Below are 15,388 nucleotides of genomic sequence, written 5' to 3' on the forward strand. Positions count from 1 at the left end.
TATAGAAGCACCATAAGCAGAGACACATATTTCATGATGCCTCCGTAGGCGCTTCCCCGGTCTTCTTGCTGGGGTCTTCTGGAATAATTCATGTTGCTGCTTTTGGGCTTATTTCAAGTATAATACGTGATTTTGGGCATGTTGGTAAAAAAGAACTCCGAAGACAAAACCATTCTTTTAAGAAGGTCTGTCTCCGGAGTTTTTTTTAAAGTACCAGTGAAGGTATTTGGTTACTTGATCACGATGCGGTAAGGAACTGTATATTTTACAGACACTTTACGGCCGTTCTGCTCTCCTGGGCTCCACTTAGGCATGCCCTTGATCACGCGTACGGCTTCTTCATCCAGACCATAACCAAGGCCTTTTAGAACTTCAATGTTGGTGATTTCCCCGGTTGGGCCTACTACGAAAGAGAGTACCACGTTACCTTCTGCACCAGCACGCTGGGCGGCTGATGGGATACGGAATTTCTCACCCATGTATTTCATCATGGCTGCCATCCCGCCTGGGAACTCAGGCATTTTCTCTACCGCAATGTAAACCTTGTCTTCAAAGACTTCCTGTACCGGACCGGTTGGGCCTGTACCGTTCTCAATCCCTTCAAGGGTTGGTGGCGCAGTTGGGTCACCTTTCACGGTTTCAGTACCGGCGTCTGTCTTTTGAAGTTCCTTTACATCCGGAATCTCCTCTTTCTGTACTTCTTCGTCTTTCTTCACTACCGGAGGAGTGAATTTAACGGTTGAACGTACGGGTGGTGGTGGTGGTGGGGCATCTGGTGGTGGTGGCGGTGGTGGCACTACCTTCTCAACGGAAGGCGGCGCAGCTAGGTCCACTACTTTTACTACCGGTGCCTTAGTCACTGCATCCTCGTCTTTGAACATTGACTGAATCAAAGGAATACTCAAAAAGAGTACGAACAGGATAATGGCAATGACAATTGCCCGGTTTACGTGCTTCGTGTAAAGCTTACGAAGCATGTACGCACCATACTCTTTGTTACGGCCTTCAAAGACCATATCATCAAGAGAGGCGGTTGCTAAACGTTGATTATCCATTATTGCGCTCCTCCTCCTTTTTCTGCGTTTCTAAGCAAAGTGGCATCTGCGTTGTCCAATTCCACTACGGCGTACTTCTGGGTGTTGGTGATACTCATCTCATCCAAGATATCCACAAGATTCTTGTAAGAAGAGGTCTCATCAGCTTTAATTAGCACTACCAGATTAGGATTGGCGCGGGTTGCATCCAGAACTACTTGTCTGATACCTTTACCAGACCAGTTGCTCTCCTCAACTTGCGGGATGATGTTCATGTTTGGCTGGTGAAGACCGCGGTAATAGAAGATTCTATTATCGCCGCCAAGGAGAACGGTGAAGGCGTTAGACGCTTTCAATTCATTCTGCTCTTGTCTGTCTTTGGGTTTCACCGGCATGTTGATCTCCATGATCTGCGGCTTGGCCAGGGTAGTGGTCATAACGAAGAATGTGAGCAACAGGAAGCCTAGGTCTACCATTGGGGTCATGTCCACCTTGGTAGAGCCTTTCTTGGCCCGTTTCTTACCACCTTCGTCGCCGCCTTGCTGTTGTATTTCTGCCATGTCGTTTCCCTTTCGTTATTTGATAACAGGTTTAACTTCCATATCTGTTACAAGGTTGAAACGGTTCACGTTCTTCTCCTGCAAGATCTCAATCACACGACCAGCAACTGGGTAACCTGCTTTTTGGTCTCCTTTGATGGCTACAATAGACTGGGGATTAGAATAACGGGCCAATTGAACCCAGTCACCTAACTCATTTCTGGTAGAATCAATAGGAATACCTGGCTGGTTCACCTTTTTCTGATCTTCGGGTTTCAGAGCCAGATAAGATTTAAGCTGAGAGATGGGAACTCCAAATGAAGACAGAGAAGCAAAAACCTCTTTCTCTGGTTGGGTGAAGCCTACTCCGTATTTCTCACTTATTTTATCTATCAGTCTCAGTTTAGTGTTTTTGTCATCTACTCCAAAGAAAACCCGCTCATCGTTACCAATACTGATGGTGATCACGTTGGCGTCCGGGGCTTTGATTTCTGTTGTCGCAGAAGGCGTATCCACTACCAGCGCTTCCTCTGGTGCGAACTTCGAAATAAGCATGAAGAACGTTACCAGAAGGAATGCCAAGTCCACCATGGGCGTCATGTCCAGGGATGGAGAGGTTCTATGTACTTTTACTTTAGGCATTTTTTCCTTCTAAGCGAGAAGTTCTAATTAGATTCTGTTGTTTTCAGTGTGCTGCGCAGCATACGTCTGGATAATGCTGTAAGAAGCCTCATCAATGCTGTAAGTCAACTCATCAATTTTGCTGGTGAAGAAGTTGTAAGCAACGATGGCGATAGCAGAACCAGTGATACCAAGGGCTGTGTTGATCAAAGCCTCAGAGATACCGTTTGCCAGCTGGGTAGCGTCTGGTGCACCACTTGCAGTTGCAAGAGCCGCGAACGCTTTAATCATACCCAATACCGTTCCAATAAGACCTACCAGAGTAGAGATAGAGGCGATGGTAGAGATGATTACCAGGTTTTTCTCCAGGATTGGCAACTCAAGAGCGGTAGCTTCTTCAATTTCCTTCTGGATAGCCAGGATACGCTGATCTTTGGTCATACCGTGCTCGTTGTGCATTTCTTGGTATTTCAGCAAACCGGCTTTCACCACGTTTCCTACTGAACCTTTCTGTTGGTCACAGATAGCGATAGCGCCATTGATATCGTTGGCGTTCATTTTCTGACGCACGCTTCTCACGAAAGACTCCAGGCCTTTACCGCCTTTTGCTTTGTTGATTGTTAAGAAACGCTCAATTGAGAAAGTGATTACCAGAATGTTAATCGCAATCAGGATTGGCACGATGAATCCACCTTTGTACACCTGGCCCAGCATGTTGCCTGGAAGTGGGTGATTGGCGTTGTCGCCGCCTTCAAAGTTAGCTCCGTTACCAAGGATAAACAGATAAATACAAACAGCAGCAATGATGGCTACCGGAATTACGATGCTTGCGAACATTGAGCCTGCTTTGCCTTCTTGTTTTGCTGGTTTTGCAGTTGCAGGTGCACTCTTTTTTTCCATTGTTTCTAAAAATTTAGGTTTAGTTGTTTGTGTTACTGTGTTAGTTGTTGATAATGAATTGGTTGTTAAAAAGTTTAATGCTCTTTATACGTTAATAATTCCCTTTTAACTGCTAAATCAGCGAGAGAGTTACTTCTGTTTGGGAGCAACCTAAATACAAGCCTAGGGATTTAAACGCAATTTATCAAATAATACCTGAAAATTTATTGCAAAAGTACAATCTATTTAAGGTATTCTTAAGTATTTGGTTTCTCTCCCGGGTTGGCTTTTTGTTTTGCTTCGTTCCAATATACATCCATTTCGGCCAGCGTCATCTCACTTAGTTTTTTCCCTTGCGTAGCGGCCGCTTTCTCAAGGTACTGGAACCGGTGAATGAACTTCTGGTTGGTTTTGGCCAGGGCTTCTTCTGGGTTAAGGTCCAGGAAACGGGCAAAGTTGATCAGGGAAAAAAAGACGTCACCCAGTTCATCGGTGGCTTTGGCCTTGTCTTCTTCGCTGAGTTGCGGTTTGTCAAACTCAGCCTTGAACTCAGCCATTTCTTCCTCTACCTTCTCCCAAACTTTGGAAGGTTTATCCCAATCAAATCCAACACCGCGGGCCTTCTCCTGGATGCGCATGGCTTTCACCATGGACGGAAGCGAGGAAGGAACGCCCGACAAAACAGATTTATTGCCTTCTTTCAGTTTTAAACTCTCCCAGTTCTTCTTTACCTCTTCCTCTGTATCTGCCTTGGTGTCACCGTAGATATGGGGGTGCCGGAAAACCAATTTGTCGCATTGGGCGTTGAGCACCGCCGCGATGTCAAAGGCCCCTTGTTCAGAAGCGATCTTCGCATAGAAAACCAGGTGCAGTAGTACGTCGCCTAACTCTTTCTTGATTTCCGGGAGGTCCTGGGTGAGAATGGCCTCAGAGAGCTCGTAGGTTTCCTCAATGGTGAGGTGCCGCAGGCTTTCCATGGTTTGTTTCCTGTCCCAGGGGCATTTTTCACGTAAATCATCTAAAATATCCAGCAGGCGGTTAAAAGCATCTAACTGGGCTTGGCGGGGGTAAGCGGGTACTACCGGGGTTTCCATTTAACAAAGATAAACGTATTGTTAACAATTCATGAGCTATGCGGGATTTCTTAATGAAACAATAACACAACAAACCATAAACTTTACCGGTGAGGGTGAATCAACCGAACTTGCTTTGGGGCTAAAATCAGGATTTCGGCCTTGAAACAGGTTACGTTCTCTCCAAGACCTGGTCCCGGGCAAGAACGATTTATTTACTACCATGATGCATGTTTCATAAGGATTCCATAACCGGTGAAGAAAAAAAGTAAAGTTTTTTCTTCGGGCGTTGCTCACAGGCGTTTAAAGCCGCCAACTGCCATAAAAAGTGGGTGTATTTGAGAGAACGCCTAAAACTGAGTTAGGTTTTTAGAATTTGCACTAAAACGCTGTTTGCTTTTAAAAGATATCTGCTTGCCTAAAAAGAGGCCGTCTTGGTTGCTGTTTGTCATCTAATTCTGAGAAAGTAGGCTCAAAACGCAAGATTCTTAAGAGAAAAACCTTTTTTGGTGTTGAGTTAAACAAGCGGCTATTTACCTCTATTGTTTACTAATGAGTGCTTTAATAGAAGGTTTTGCTTCCCTCATATTTCTCCTTGCCAAGCCAGATGCAAGCGCCAGCAAGGTAGCCGGGCTGGGACCTTTGTTACCTTTCCTTGCGTTGAATCATTTCTATTTTACTACTTTTGCGTGTTCAAAATTTGGAATCAGTGGCACTTATAAAATCAATTTCAGGAATAAGAGGAACAATTGGAGGTCAGGTAGGAGACGCCCTTACACCGGTTGATGTAGTGAAATTTGCGGCGGCTTTTGGTACCTGGGTACTGCAGACCACCAACAATGATACAATAATAATTGGGCGTGACGCCCGCCTTTCTGGCGAAATGGTGAACCGCTTGGTGGCCGCTACGCTGCAGGGATTAGGCATTAACGTCATTGATCTGGGCTTGTCTACCACCCCAACGGTGGAGATGGCAGTGCCTGCCAAGAATGCCGGCGGCGGAATCATTCTTACTGCCAGCCATAACCCAAAGCAATGGAACGCCCTGAAACTCCTGAACCAGAAAGGTGAGTTCATTAACGATGCCGAAGGTAAGTTGGTGTTGGAATTGGCCGAGCAGGAAGCGTTTGAGTTTGCCGAGGTAACCAAGCTAGGCGGATACTCCCAGGACGACCAATTTCTGCAGGAGCATATCAAAACCATTCTTGATTTGCCGCTGGTAGATGTAGAGGCGATCAGAGCTAAAAACTTCAGCGTGGTGGTAGATGCCGTGAACTCCAGCGGAGGATTTGCCGTGCCTATGCTGTTAGAGGCTTTAGGGGTGCAGCAGATTGAGAAACTGCACTGCGAGCCCACCGGGCACTTTGCCCATAACCCAGAGCCGCTCCCGGAGAACTTGGGCGAGATTGCCCGTCTCATGGAGAAAGGCAAGTTTGATCTGGGTATTGTGGTTGATCCAGACGTTGACCGTTTAGCCTTGGTGAACGAAGACGGCAGCATGTTTGGCGAGGAATATACCCTGGTAGCCGTTTCTGATTACGTTCTGCAAAACCAGGTAGGAAACACTGTCTCCAATTTGTCTTCTACCCGCGCCCTGCGCGATGTCACTGAGAAAGCCGGAGGCCACTACTTTGCCGCAGCCGTAGGCGAGGTGAATGTGGTGAACATGATGAAAGCCCAGAACGCCATCATTGGGGGAGAGGGTAACGGAGGGATTATCTACCCAGAACTGCACTACGGTCGCGATGCCTTAGTAGGGATTGCCTTGTTTTTAAGTCATTTGGCTAAAACTGGCCTCACTATGACCCAACTGCGTGCCACCTACCCTAACTATTACATCTCTAAAAACAAGATAGAGCTCACCAAAGACATTGATGTAGACGCGGTGCTAGGCAAAGTGCAGAAGCATTACGCCAAGCAACCCATCAACACCATTGACGGCGTTAAGATTGAGTTCAACAAAGAGTGGGTGCACCTGCGTAAATCTAACACGGAGCCTATCATCCGGATTTACGCCGAGTCTGACAGCCTCTCCACCGCTGACCATCTGGCCAATAAAATCATTGGCGATATCAAAGAGATTATCTCTGTTAAATCGTAGTTGAATATAAATACATAGCTTTTATTTTTTCTAAGAAGGCTTCCTATGAACCGGACCTGTTTCACCTGTTGTTGTTGTAAAAAGTAAGTTCCCCATGCGTGTATATTTAGATAATGCGGCTACCACGCCCATAGACAAAGAAGTTTTTGATGTAATGGCTCCCTTCATGCTGGAGCACTACGGAAATCCATCGTCCATACACGCACACGGGAGACAGGTGCGGGCCGCCATTGAAGGCGCCCGAAAGACAGTAGCCGGTTTGATCAACGCGTCGCCGTCTGAGATTTTCTTTACCTCCGGAGGTACCGAGGCCGATAACCTGGCTATTATCTGTTCTATCCGCAGTCTGGGGATCAACCATGCCATCTCTTCGCCGCTGGAGCACCACGCGGTGCTGCACTCGCTGGAGGCGCTGGAGAAAACCGGTGAGGTGGAGTTGACCATGCTCAAGGTAGACGGCAACGGTGTGCTGGACCTGGAGCATCTGGAGCAGACGCTGGCTTCACAGCCCCGCACGTTGGTGTCCATCATGCACGCTAACAATGAACTGGGTAACCTCAACGACATCCAGGCCATTTCCCAAATCTGCAAGAAGTATGACGCCATCTTCCACTCAGATACGGTGCAGACCATGGGTCATTACCGCCACGATGTGCAGGCCCTGGGCTTGAATTTTCTGGTGGGCTCGGGCCATAAATTCCACGGACCAAAAGGCGTAGGCTTTATCTATGTAGATTCTGGAGTGAAGATCAATCCGTTGATCCAGGGTGGATCGCAGGAGCGCAACATGCGCGGCGGCACCGAGAACGTGTACGGCATCATCGGGCTGGCCAAAGCCCTGGAGATCGCGTATCGCGACATGGACCAGCACCACCGGCACATCCAAAACCTGAAAGACCGTATGATTGTGAAGCTGCGCGAGCAGATTGAAGACGTGCAGTTCAACGGTCTTTCCGCCGATGGAGATAAAAGTCTTTACACGGTCCTGAATGTGAGTCTGCCGGTATCTGAGATGAACGAGATGCTTCTCTTCAACCTGGACATCAACAAGATCTCCGCCTCGGGCGGAAGTGCCTGCACCAGCGGGGTTGACCTGGGTTCGCACGTGCTGCGGGCCATCGGTTCTGATATGGAGCGCGGCAACGTGCGGTTCTCGTTCAGCAAGTACAACACCATTGAAGAGATTGACTACGCCGTGGCTACCCTGGCCAAACTGTACCAGAAAGAAACGGTGTAATCACCAAGGAGACTTCCCTTATAAAGCAAAACGCCTCACCCATAAAGTGAGGCGTTTCTTTTTGGGTCGATTTTTTGGAAACAGGCTCAAAACACGGTGAAGGTTTTCCGATTAACAGGAAGGAAGGCCAGCCAAAAGGAAGAAAGCTGTTTAGCGGCCATTTTCAGAAAAACAGGCACTTAACAGAAAGATAAAAGGGGAGTAGCTGAATTTCAGCCGGTATCGTAGTAGCTTTGCAGGATTATTGTACAGACATGGCAGACATCGGCAGAGATTTACAGCGAGCCGCTTCTTATCTTACCCAAGGCGAATTGGTCGCCATCCCCACCGAAACCGTTTACGGGCTCGCCGCCAACGCCTTTGACGAGGCCGCGGTGGTGAAAATCTTCGAGGCCAAGAACCGGCCCGCCTTCGATCCGCTCATCGTGCACACGCATTCGGTTTCAGAGATAAGCAACATTGTCCGCGAGGTTCCGGATGCCGCTTTTATGCTAGCAGAACGGTTCTGGCCCGGCCCTTTAACGCTCATCTTGCCTAAAGCCGAGCAGGTTCCGCTTTTGGTGACGTCTGATCATGATTCCGTAGGCGTACGTATCCCCAACCATCCACTCACGCTAGAGCTGCTGCGGCAGTTGCCCTTCCCAGTGGCGGCGCCCAGCGCCAATCCGTTCGGGTACGTGAGCCCCACCACCGCCCAGCACGTGCAGGACCAACTGGGAGACCGCATTCCTTATATTCTGGATGGAGGTGACTGCGCCGTAGGGATAGAATCTACCATCATCCGGCTCAATGGAAACGAGGTGGAAGTGCTTCGGTTAGGCGGGCTGGCCTTGGAGGAACTGGAAGAAGTAGTGCAAATCTCAAAGGCGAAGGTAAAAACCTCGTCGTCCAACCCCGCTGCACCCGGGATGCTCAGTAGCCATTACTCGCCCCGCAAAAAGGTGCTTTTAGGTTCAATTGCCGAAAACCTGCTAAAAACAGATCCTACCCGCGTAGGGGTGATTTCCCTACAGCAAATTTTTTCCGAGGTTCCACGTGAACAGCAAATCCTACTATCCGCTTCCGGCGATCTAAGCGAAGCCGCTCGTAGCCTTTTCTCCGCCCTGCGCATCTTGGACGCCCAACCCGTTGACGTGATTCTGGCAGAGCCCATGCCCGAGCAAGGCCTGGGCCGCGCCATCAATGACCGGCTGCAACGCGCCAGTTTCAGAGGATAAAGGTGGGGCATTTAGAGCCCGTTTTTTCAAAAATAGGCTTAAAACAAAAAACGCCAGCCCTTCAAAAGGCTGGCGTTTTCTATTCTAAGGTAAATTCAGACTACAAATTCCGCAGCACGAACTCGGTCATTTTAGTGAACAAGTGGATGCTGGTGTTGCCGCCGCTAATGCCATGGTTCCGGTTAGGGTAGTAGGCGCTCTCGAACGGGATGTTGGCTTTCACCAGGGCATTTACCATCTCAATGGAGTTCTGGAAATGCACATTGTCATCGCCGGTGCCATGGATGAGCAGGTACTTGCCGCGCAGCTTGTTGGCGTGGGTGATAGGGGAGTTGTCATCGTAGCCTTTGGCGTTGTCCTGCGGCAATTTCAGGAAGCGCTCGGTGTAGATGGAGTCATAGAAACGCCAGTTGATCACCGGAGCCACCGCGATGGCCGCTTTGAACACATCGGCGCCTTTGGTGATGGCCAGCGAGCTCATGTAGCCCCCGAAGCTCCAGCCCCAGATGCCTATGCGGCTCTTGTCCACATAGGGCAGGTTGCCTAAATGCTTCGCGCCTTCAATTTGGTCAATGACTTCATAGTGGCCCAGGTTGCCGTATGTCATTTTCTTGAACTCCGCGCCGCGTCCGCCGGTACCCCGGTTATCAATCACCGCGATGATGTAGCCCTGTTTGGTGAGGTAGCTATGCCATAAATAGTTGCGGCCTCTCCAGCTGTCTACCACTTCCTGGCTGCCCGGACCACTGTACTGGAACATGAGCACCGGGTACTTTTTGTTCGGGTCAAAATCAGCGGGTTTGATGGTGTAGCCGTTCAGAGTCACGTTCTCCGAGGTCTTGAACTGGAAGAACTCGGGCTTGGGCAGGTTATAAGTAGCCAGGGTGTTCTTCAGGTTCTCGTTGCTCTCCAGGACTTTGATCTGCTTTCCGTCTGAGGTGTGCAGGCTCACCACTTGCGGCGTGGTGATGGTGGAGTAGTAGTCCAGGTAGTATTTGAAGTCGCGGCTCAGGTTGATGGTGTGCGTGCCTTTGGCCGGCGTGAGGCTTTTCTTGTTCTTGCCGTTCAGCGAGATGCTGTACAAGTGACGCTCCAACGGCGATGCTTCGGTAGAGGTGAAGTACACCAGGCCGTTTTTCTCGTCCACGCCGTAGAAGCTACTCACTTCCCACTTGCCTTTGGTGATTTGGCGCACTTGTTTGCCGTTCATGTCATATAAGTACAGGTGGTTGAAGCCATCTTTCTCTGAGCTGTGCACAAACTGCTTGCCGTTGGCCAGATAAGTCAGGTCATCGGTGATATCGATGTAGGATTTGTCGGTCTCTTTCAGGACCACTTTGCTCTGGCCAGTCTGCGTGTTGGCGTGCAGAATCTCCAGGGTGTTCTGCAAACGGTTCATTCTCCGGATGGAAAGCAAATTAGGCGTGTTGGTCCAGTTGATGCGCGGGATGTATTGGTCGGCCTCAGCACCGGTTTCCATCTTGGTGGTTTTGCCGGAGCCCAAGTCGAAGGTGTAGATAGCCACGGTAGCGTTTTTCTCACCAGCCTTCGGGTACTTGAATTTATAGTCCTGCGGATACAGCGGGCCCCACATCTGCATGTTGTACTCGGGCACCTGGCTCTCATCGAACTTGTAGAACGCGATCTGGTTTCCCTGCGGCGACCAGAAGAAGGCCTGCGCGAAGCCGAATTCCTCCTCGTACACCCAATCGGTGCCGCCGTTGATGATGAAGTTCCACTTACCGTCATTGGTGATCTGGCGCTCCTGCATGGTGGCCAGGTCCACGTAGAACAGGTTGTTGTCCCGCATGAAAGCCACGTACTTGTTGTCCGGCGAGAAGGTGGCGTAAGACTGTTTGCCGCCCTGGCTCAGTTTCTGGAGTTTTTTGCTCGCGCGGTCATACACGTAAAAGTGGCCTTTGCTGCTGCGGCGATAGATGGGCTCATGCTCGGTCTCGAACAGGATTTTGGTTTCATCCGTGCTGAAGCTGTAGTCATCGTACTCCAGCGTCTTGCCGTTCACCTTGATGTCCTCACCTTCAATGATGGTACTCACCGGCTGACCGGTGGTCACGTCTACCTGCACCACATCCACGGCCTGGTTTTTCTGGTCGGCTACCTGCGATGAGTAGAACTGGCCGTTGCGCATCCAGTTCACGCCGTACACCGATTTGGCCTGGAAAGTGCCTTTTCTGAAAATGTCGTCTAAATCAAAATCACGTTTTTGTTGGGCCTGCGCGCTCATGGTCAGCACCAGGCAGGAAGCCGCCACAAACCAGCGGTTCATTCTATGTCTCATGGGGTTTGTTAGAAAGTTCGTAGCCTTAAAAGTAGGCATTTATTGGGAATGAGCGATTGAGAGATTGACTGAATGAGAGAATTAGAAGATTAAATCCTGCCACTTTTGTATTCACTCCATCACTAATTATTCATTCAATCTCTCAATCACTCAATCATTCATTAAATTTTAATGCACACGTTCTGCGGATCGGTGAAGAAGCGCAGCGCCTCCCAGCCGCCTTCCCGGCCCACACCGCTCTGTTTCATACCGCCAAACGGAGTTCGCAGATCCCGCAAGAGCCACGTGTTCACCCACACGATGCCCGCTTGCAGTTGGTGCGCTACTCGGTGGGCGCGGGTAAGGTCCTGGGTCCAGACGGAAGCGGCTAAGCCGTATTGCGTGTAGTTGGCGTAGGTGAGCGCCTCTTCCTCAGAGTCAAACGGCAGGAGGGTGACCACCGGCCCGAAGATTTCCTCGGTGTTGGTGCGGCAGGTGTGGGGAAGGTTCTCAAAGACGGTGGGCTGCAGGAAATAGCCGTTCGCGCAGCGACCCTCCGGATGCACCCGTTCTCCGCCGAGTAGCAGGGTGCCGCCTTCTTCTTTAGCTAGGGCGATGTATTGCTGCACTTTCTGCAAATGCGACTCCGAAACTAGGGCCCCCATTCTGGAGCCTTCTTTCATAGGGTCGCCTATGGTCAGGTTTTTGACCTTTTCCAGAAAAGCGGCCTTGAAACGGTCATACAGCGGACGCTCCACCAGAATGCGCGAGCCGCAGAGGCAAATCTGCCCCTGGTTGGAGAAAGCGGCCTGTACGGCGGTGTTCACAGTGCGCTCAAAGTCGCAATCCGCGAAGATGACGGTAGCGTTCTTGCCACCCAGTTCCAGGGAGAGCTTCTTGAACATCGGGGCTGCCGTGCGGGCGATGGTTTTGCCGGTTTGGGTGCCGCCAGTGAACGAGATGGCTTTGACCTCAGGATGTTCGCACATGGCCGCGCCTACTTTGGGGCCCGTGCCGTGCACGATGTTCAACACGCCCGCGGGCAGGCCTGCCTCCAGGCAAAGCTCCGCCAGCAGGAAAGCCGTGTACGGCGTAATCTCTGAAGGTTTGGCTACTACGCAGTTTCCGGCAGCCAGGGCCGGGGCGATCTTCCAGGTGAACAGGTAAAGCGGAAGGTTCCACGGGGAAATGCAGGCCACCACACCCAATGGTTTGCGCACGGTGTAGTTCACGGCCACGCCTTCCATGGTGTGGGCCTCGGAGGCGAAATGCTGCACGCCCGTCCCGAAGAAGTACATATTGCTGCTAGCCCTGGGGATGTCTACGGTTCTGGAGAGCGTCAAAGGTTTGCCGTTGTCGGTGGTCTCGGCCTCAGCCAGGCGCTCCAGGTTCTGGTCAATCAGTTCGGAGAGCTTTATGAGAAAACGGCCCCGTTTCTCGGCAGGAAGCGAAGACCAGGCTGGGAATGCCGCCTGCGCCGCCTCTACCGCTGCCTGTACATCGCGTTCATCAGAATCCGGGATCTGCGAGTACACCTCGCCGGTGGCCGGGTTGATGTTGGGCAGGTATGCCTCCGAGACAGGAGCGACGAAGGTGCCGTTGATGTAGTTCTGGAGGTGTAGCATACAGCTTTTGGTTATTTAAAAGCGCAGGAACGGGATGGTCTCTAAGGCAGAGCTCAGTTCATATAGTTGGTTACACTCCAAACGAGGTACACCAGAATCGCTGAAAGGACCAGGCCGCCCAATACATTTATGGCTAACAGTTTATGGTGCCAGTCTTTCAGAAACCATACCATTCCGGCGAAGCTCAGGCAGAACACTGAGATCAGGAGCCCGCCCAACTCAAAGAAGAAGGGCAGCGCCAAAGCGGGGATCACCAGGAAACCCAGCGCCAGGTAGATGCACAGCTTGAGGTTCTGGTTCCCGAGCAAAGGCTTAAGTAACTCTGAAATGGACAGCAACAGAAACGGCAGAAACAGTAGTGCCATGAAGAAGATAAGCAATACCGCCATTCCTCCTTCTTTTAGTAGAAGAATGGTTAATACGATAGAGGTGAGCGAAAACCCAACGGCCTGGTACAGGCTTAAGTAGAAGTTGAGTCTCTTTTGTTTCGCAGACATGGGGGAGAAATCTTCGTTTGTTTGGGTTACAGGTTGCCTAACCGTCCGCCGTCTACGGGCACGTTGATGCCGTTGATGTAGCCCGCAGCAGGCGAGGCCAGAAACGCAGCGGCGGCGGCTATCTCAGCAGGCTCCGCAAAGCGGTTAGCCGGAATGCCCGCCAGCATTTCCTTCTCGATCTCTTCTCTTCGGAGGCCGGTTTTCTGCATGCGGGTTTCAATGAGCGAGTGATGGCGAGCGGTAAGCGTGGCCCCGGGAAGCACGTTGTTCACGGTAATGCCAAAGGGCGCGAGCTCAAAGGAGAGCGTCTTCGCCCAATTGGCCACGGCGCCCCTAATGGTGTTAGACACGCCTAAACCTTTGATAGGCTGCTTCACTGAGGTAGAGATAATGTTGATGATGCGGCCGTACTTCGCCTCCTGCATGTACGGCACTACCGCCTGTACCAGCACATGGTTAGATAACAGGTGTGCCGCGAAGGCATTCTCAAACTCCTCCAATGCCGCATCCAAAGCCGGTCCGCCCGCCGGTCCGCCGGTGTTGTTCACCAAAATATGCGCTTGCCCTAGTTTTGCTAAATGAGCCCCTAAACGCTCCTGCACCTCCCGCGGCCGTCCCAAATCTGCTACCACGTACTGGTGCTCTTGTCCGGCCTCGGTGGAAAGTTCTTTGAGGGTTTCCTGCAGGCGTTCCTCGTTTCGGGCCACCAGCGTGACCGTGGCACCCATGAGCGCCAACTCCAGCGCTACCGCTTTACCAATTCCTTGCGTACTGCCGCAGACCACGGCGTGCTTGTGCTGTAAATTTAAATCCATAGAGGTAAATGTACAGATTATTATGGAGCAGCGGAACGGGTGTTTTAAGGCCGCTTTTTAGAAATTGGCTTCAAAGCGGCGTCTATCTTTTATGCGGCAGGTTTCGTACCTTGGAGCAGTCTGGGGCATGAACCTAAGACGCATTATTTACCCAAACACTAATGCCATGGCCTTACAATCTGCCTTCAACTTCAAGAAATGGATAGAAGAACACCGCCACCTGCTTAAGCCGCCGGTGGGCAACCAACAGGTGTACAAAGACAACAAAGACTTTATTGTGATGGTGGTAGGCGGACCCAACTCGCGGAAGGATTACCACATCAACAACGGCGAGGAGTTCTTCTTCCAGCTGGAAGGCGATATCGTGCTCAAGGTCATTGACAACGGCGAGTTCAAAGACATCCACATCAACGAGGGCGATATTTTCCTGCTGCCGCCCAACGTGCCGCACTCCCCGCGCCGAGGCCCCAACACCGTGGGCCTCGTAATGGAACGCTACCGCAACGAAAGCGAGATGGACGGTTTCCAGTGGTACTGTGAGAACTGCAACACCAAACTTTACGAGGAGTTTATCCCGGTATCGGACATCGTGGGGCAGTTGCCCGTGGTGATGAACGCCTTCTGGGAATCTGAGGAGAAACGGACCTGCTCAAACTGCGGCGAGGTGTTGGCCAAACCGGCTCCGGTGCAGTAAGTGGTCAATAAAGTAATAGAGACTTCAACCTCTTTTGTCATCCTGAAAGGATCTTGTGAGCGAACTGTGGGGCCTTAGTCTTAATTTATACCTTATGATGCTTCTTGGAAAAATTCAGGACGAAAAGTACATAAACGATATGTACGAGAATGAATATCTATATTTTAACAGTTTAAAATATTTCAGAAGTGATTCCAAGGATATAACTGGAAGATTAGATCCAAGAGAATTAAATACTAAGAACTTACAATTAAAAAATCTTCTAATTAAAAAAGGAGATGTAGAAATAGAACTGAGTGAGGCTTTGTCTAATTTCAGCGGCCAATATATGGAACACCCTGATGATTCTACGGTCAGTTGTTGTTCACTTTTTACAATTGACATTGATCTTAATGGTGTTTTATCAAATGTAAGTGACAAAGCTTTAGAGATGGGTAATAAAATGTTGCTCATTTTTGATTGCTTAGCCTTTTTTAAGATTCTTGATGAATCAATAGTAAAGTGTGGCTATGAATATAAAAGGAGGCCAGTAATATATTATGATCCCAAAACTTATAATGGAGATTTGACTTTACATCATAAAGATCTGGCTTTTAAGTTTCAAGAAGAATACAGGATTCTAATAGAGTCGAAAGAAAATCAACCGATAAAAATTCCTCTTCCTGGATTAAGGAACATAAGTGTAGTCATTGATTCAATGGCTGCTAAGACCCTAGAATTAAAACAAAAACAATAATATCATTACATGACTCTACTAGGATATTGCTAAATGAACTAC

General features: G+C 49.9%; 15 protein-coding genes. 6 read left to right on the forward strand and 9 right to left on the reverse strand.

What is annotated here, in order from left to right; genetic code table 11:
- Positions 1–230: 230 nt before the first annotated feature.
- Genes J3P35_RS03570 through J3P35_RS03585 form a run of 4 tightly spaced genes read right to left on the reverse strand, consistent with a single transcriptional unit; the run spans position 231 to position 3,094 of the window.
- Positions 231–1,055 (reverse strand): energy transducer TonB, encoded by an 825-nt coding sequence (locus J3P35_RS03570; RefSeq protein ID WP_210462992.1) that lies wholly within the window; start codon positions 1,053–1,055, stop codon positions 231–233.
- Complete coding sequence (locus J3P35_RS03575) at positions 1,055–1,594, reverse strand: ExbD/TolR family protein (RefSeq protein ID WP_210462993.1); 540 nt, start codon at positions 1,592–1,594, stop codon at positions 1,055–1,057. The genes J3P35_RS03570 and J3P35_RS03575 overlap by 1 nt, the downstream gene beginning before the upstream one ends.
- A 15-nt stretch (positions 1,595–1,609) precedes the next feature.
- Positions 1,610–2,215 carry an ExbD/TolR family protein gene (locus J3P35_RS03580; RefSeq protein ID WP_210462994.1) on the reverse strand — a complete coding sequence of 202 codons (606 nt, stop codon included), beginning with the start codon at positions 2,213–2,215 and terminating at the stop codon, positions 1,610–1,612.
- Between the two features lie 27 nt (positions 2,216–2,242).
- On the reverse strand, positions 2,243–3,094 hold the full coding sequence (locus tag J3P35_RS03585) for a MotA/TolQ/ExbB proton channel family protein (protein ID WP_210462995.1): 852 nt from the start codon (positions 3,092–3,094) through the stop codon (positions 2,243–2,245).
- Here J3P35_RS03585 and J3P35_RS03590 point away from each other — a divergent pair.
- The gene (locus J3P35_RS03590; RefSeq protein ID WP_210464170.1) at positions 3,018–3,203 is read left to right on the forward strand and encodes a hypothetical protein; all 186 of its coding nucleotides are present in this window, start codon (positions 3,018–3,020) and stop codon (positions 3,201–3,203) included. The two genes, J3P35_RS03585 and J3P35_RS03590, sit on opposite strands and share 77 nt — an antisense overlap.
- A gap of 127 nt (positions 3,204–3,330) precedes the next feature.
- Here the strand turns inward: J3P35_RS03590 and mazG are convergent, their stop codons facing one another.
- Positions 3,331–4,167, reverse strand: a complete 837-nt coding sequence (gene mazG, locus J3P35_RS03595; protein ID WP_210462996.1) for a nucleoside triphosphate pyrophosphohydrolase — start codon at positions 4,165–4,167, stop codon at positions 3,331–3,333.
- Between the two features lie 688 nt (positions 4,168–4,855).
- Between mazG and glmM the strand changes: the two genes are divergently transcribed.
- The 3 genes from glmM to J3P35_RS03610 all read left to right on the forward strand — a co-directional run bounded on the left by glmM (position 4,856) and on the right by J3P35_RS03610 (position 8,701).
- Positions 4,856–6,247: a phosphoglucosamine mutase gene (glmM, locus tag J3P35_RS03600; protein WP_210462997.1), complete on the forward strand. Its 1,392-nt coding sequence runs from the start codon at positions 4,856–4,858 to the stop codon at positions 6,245–6,247.
- 94 nt (positions 6,248–6,341) lie between these two features.
- On the forward strand, positions 6,342–7,484 hold the full coding sequence (locus J3P35_RS03605; RefSeq protein ID WP_210462998.1) for a cysteine desulfurase family protein: 1,143 nt from the start codon (positions 6,342–6,344) through the stop codon (positions 7,482–7,484).
- 254 nt (positions 7,485–7,738) lie between these two features.
- Entirely contained in the window at positions 7,739–8,701 is a 963-nt protein-coding gene (locus tag J3P35_RS03610) for an L-threonylcarbamoyladenylate synthase (RefSeq protein WP_210462999.1), read from the forward strand.
- A 100-nt stretch (positions 8,702–8,801) separates the two neighbouring features.
- Here J3P35_RS03610 and J3P35_RS03615 read toward each other — a convergent pair whose 3' ends face one another.
- The 4 genes from J3P35_RS03615 to J3P35_RS03630 form a co-directional block, all read right to left on the reverse strand.
- Complete coding sequence (locus J3P35_RS03615; protein ID WP_246849937.1) at positions 8,802–11,000, reverse strand: S9 family peptidase; 2,199 nt, start codon at positions 10,998–11,000, stop codon at positions 8,802–8,804.
- 161 nt (positions 11,001–11,161) lie between these two features.
- On the reverse strand, positions 11,162–12,604 hold the full coding sequence (locus J3P35_RS03620; RefSeq protein ID WP_210463000.1) for an aldehyde dehydrogenase: 1,443 nt from the start codon (positions 12,602–12,604) through the stop codon (positions 11,162–11,164).
- A gap of 53 nt (positions 12,605–12,657) precedes the next feature.
- Positions 12,658–13,101: a hypothetical protein gene (locus J3P35_RS03625; RefSeq protein WP_210463001.1), complete on the reverse strand. Its 444-nt coding sequence runs from the start codon at positions 13,099–13,101 to the stop codon at positions 12,658–12,660.
- Between the two features lie 26 nt (positions 13,102–13,127).
- Positions 13,128–13,916 (reverse strand): SDR family oxidoreductase, encoded by a 789-nt coding sequence (locus J3P35_RS03630; RefSeq protein ID WP_210463002.1) that lies wholly within the window; start codon positions 13,914–13,916, stop codon positions 13,128–13,130.
- Positions 13,917–14,082: 166 nt separating this feature from the next.
- Here J3P35_RS03630 and J3P35_RS03635 point away from each other — a divergent pair, with 166 nt between their 5' ends.
- Together J3P35_RS03635 and J3P35_RS03640 are read left to right on the forward strand one after the other, a co-directional pair.
- Positions 14,083–14,610 carry a 3-hydroxyanthranilate 3,4-dioxygenase gene (locus J3P35_RS03635; protein WP_210463003.1) on the forward strand — a complete coding sequence of 176 codons (528 nt, stop codon included), beginning with the start codon at positions 14,083–14,085 and terminating at the stop codon, positions 14,608–14,610.
- Between the two features lie 94 nt (positions 14,611–14,704).
- Positions 14,705–15,346 carry a hypothetical protein gene (locus tag J3P35_RS03640; protein ID WP_210463004.1) on the forward strand — a complete coding sequence of 214 codons (642 nt, stop codon included), beginning with the start codon at positions 14,705–14,707 and terminating at the stop codon, positions 15,344–15,346.
- The last annotated feature ends 42 nt before the right edge of the window (positions 15,347–15,388 follow it).

Source organism: Rufibacter roseolus (assembly GCF_017916365.1).
GTDB classification, from domain to species: domain Bacteria; phylum Bacteroidota; class Bacteroidia; order Cytophagales; family Hymenobacteraceae; genus Nibribacter; species Nibribacter roseolus.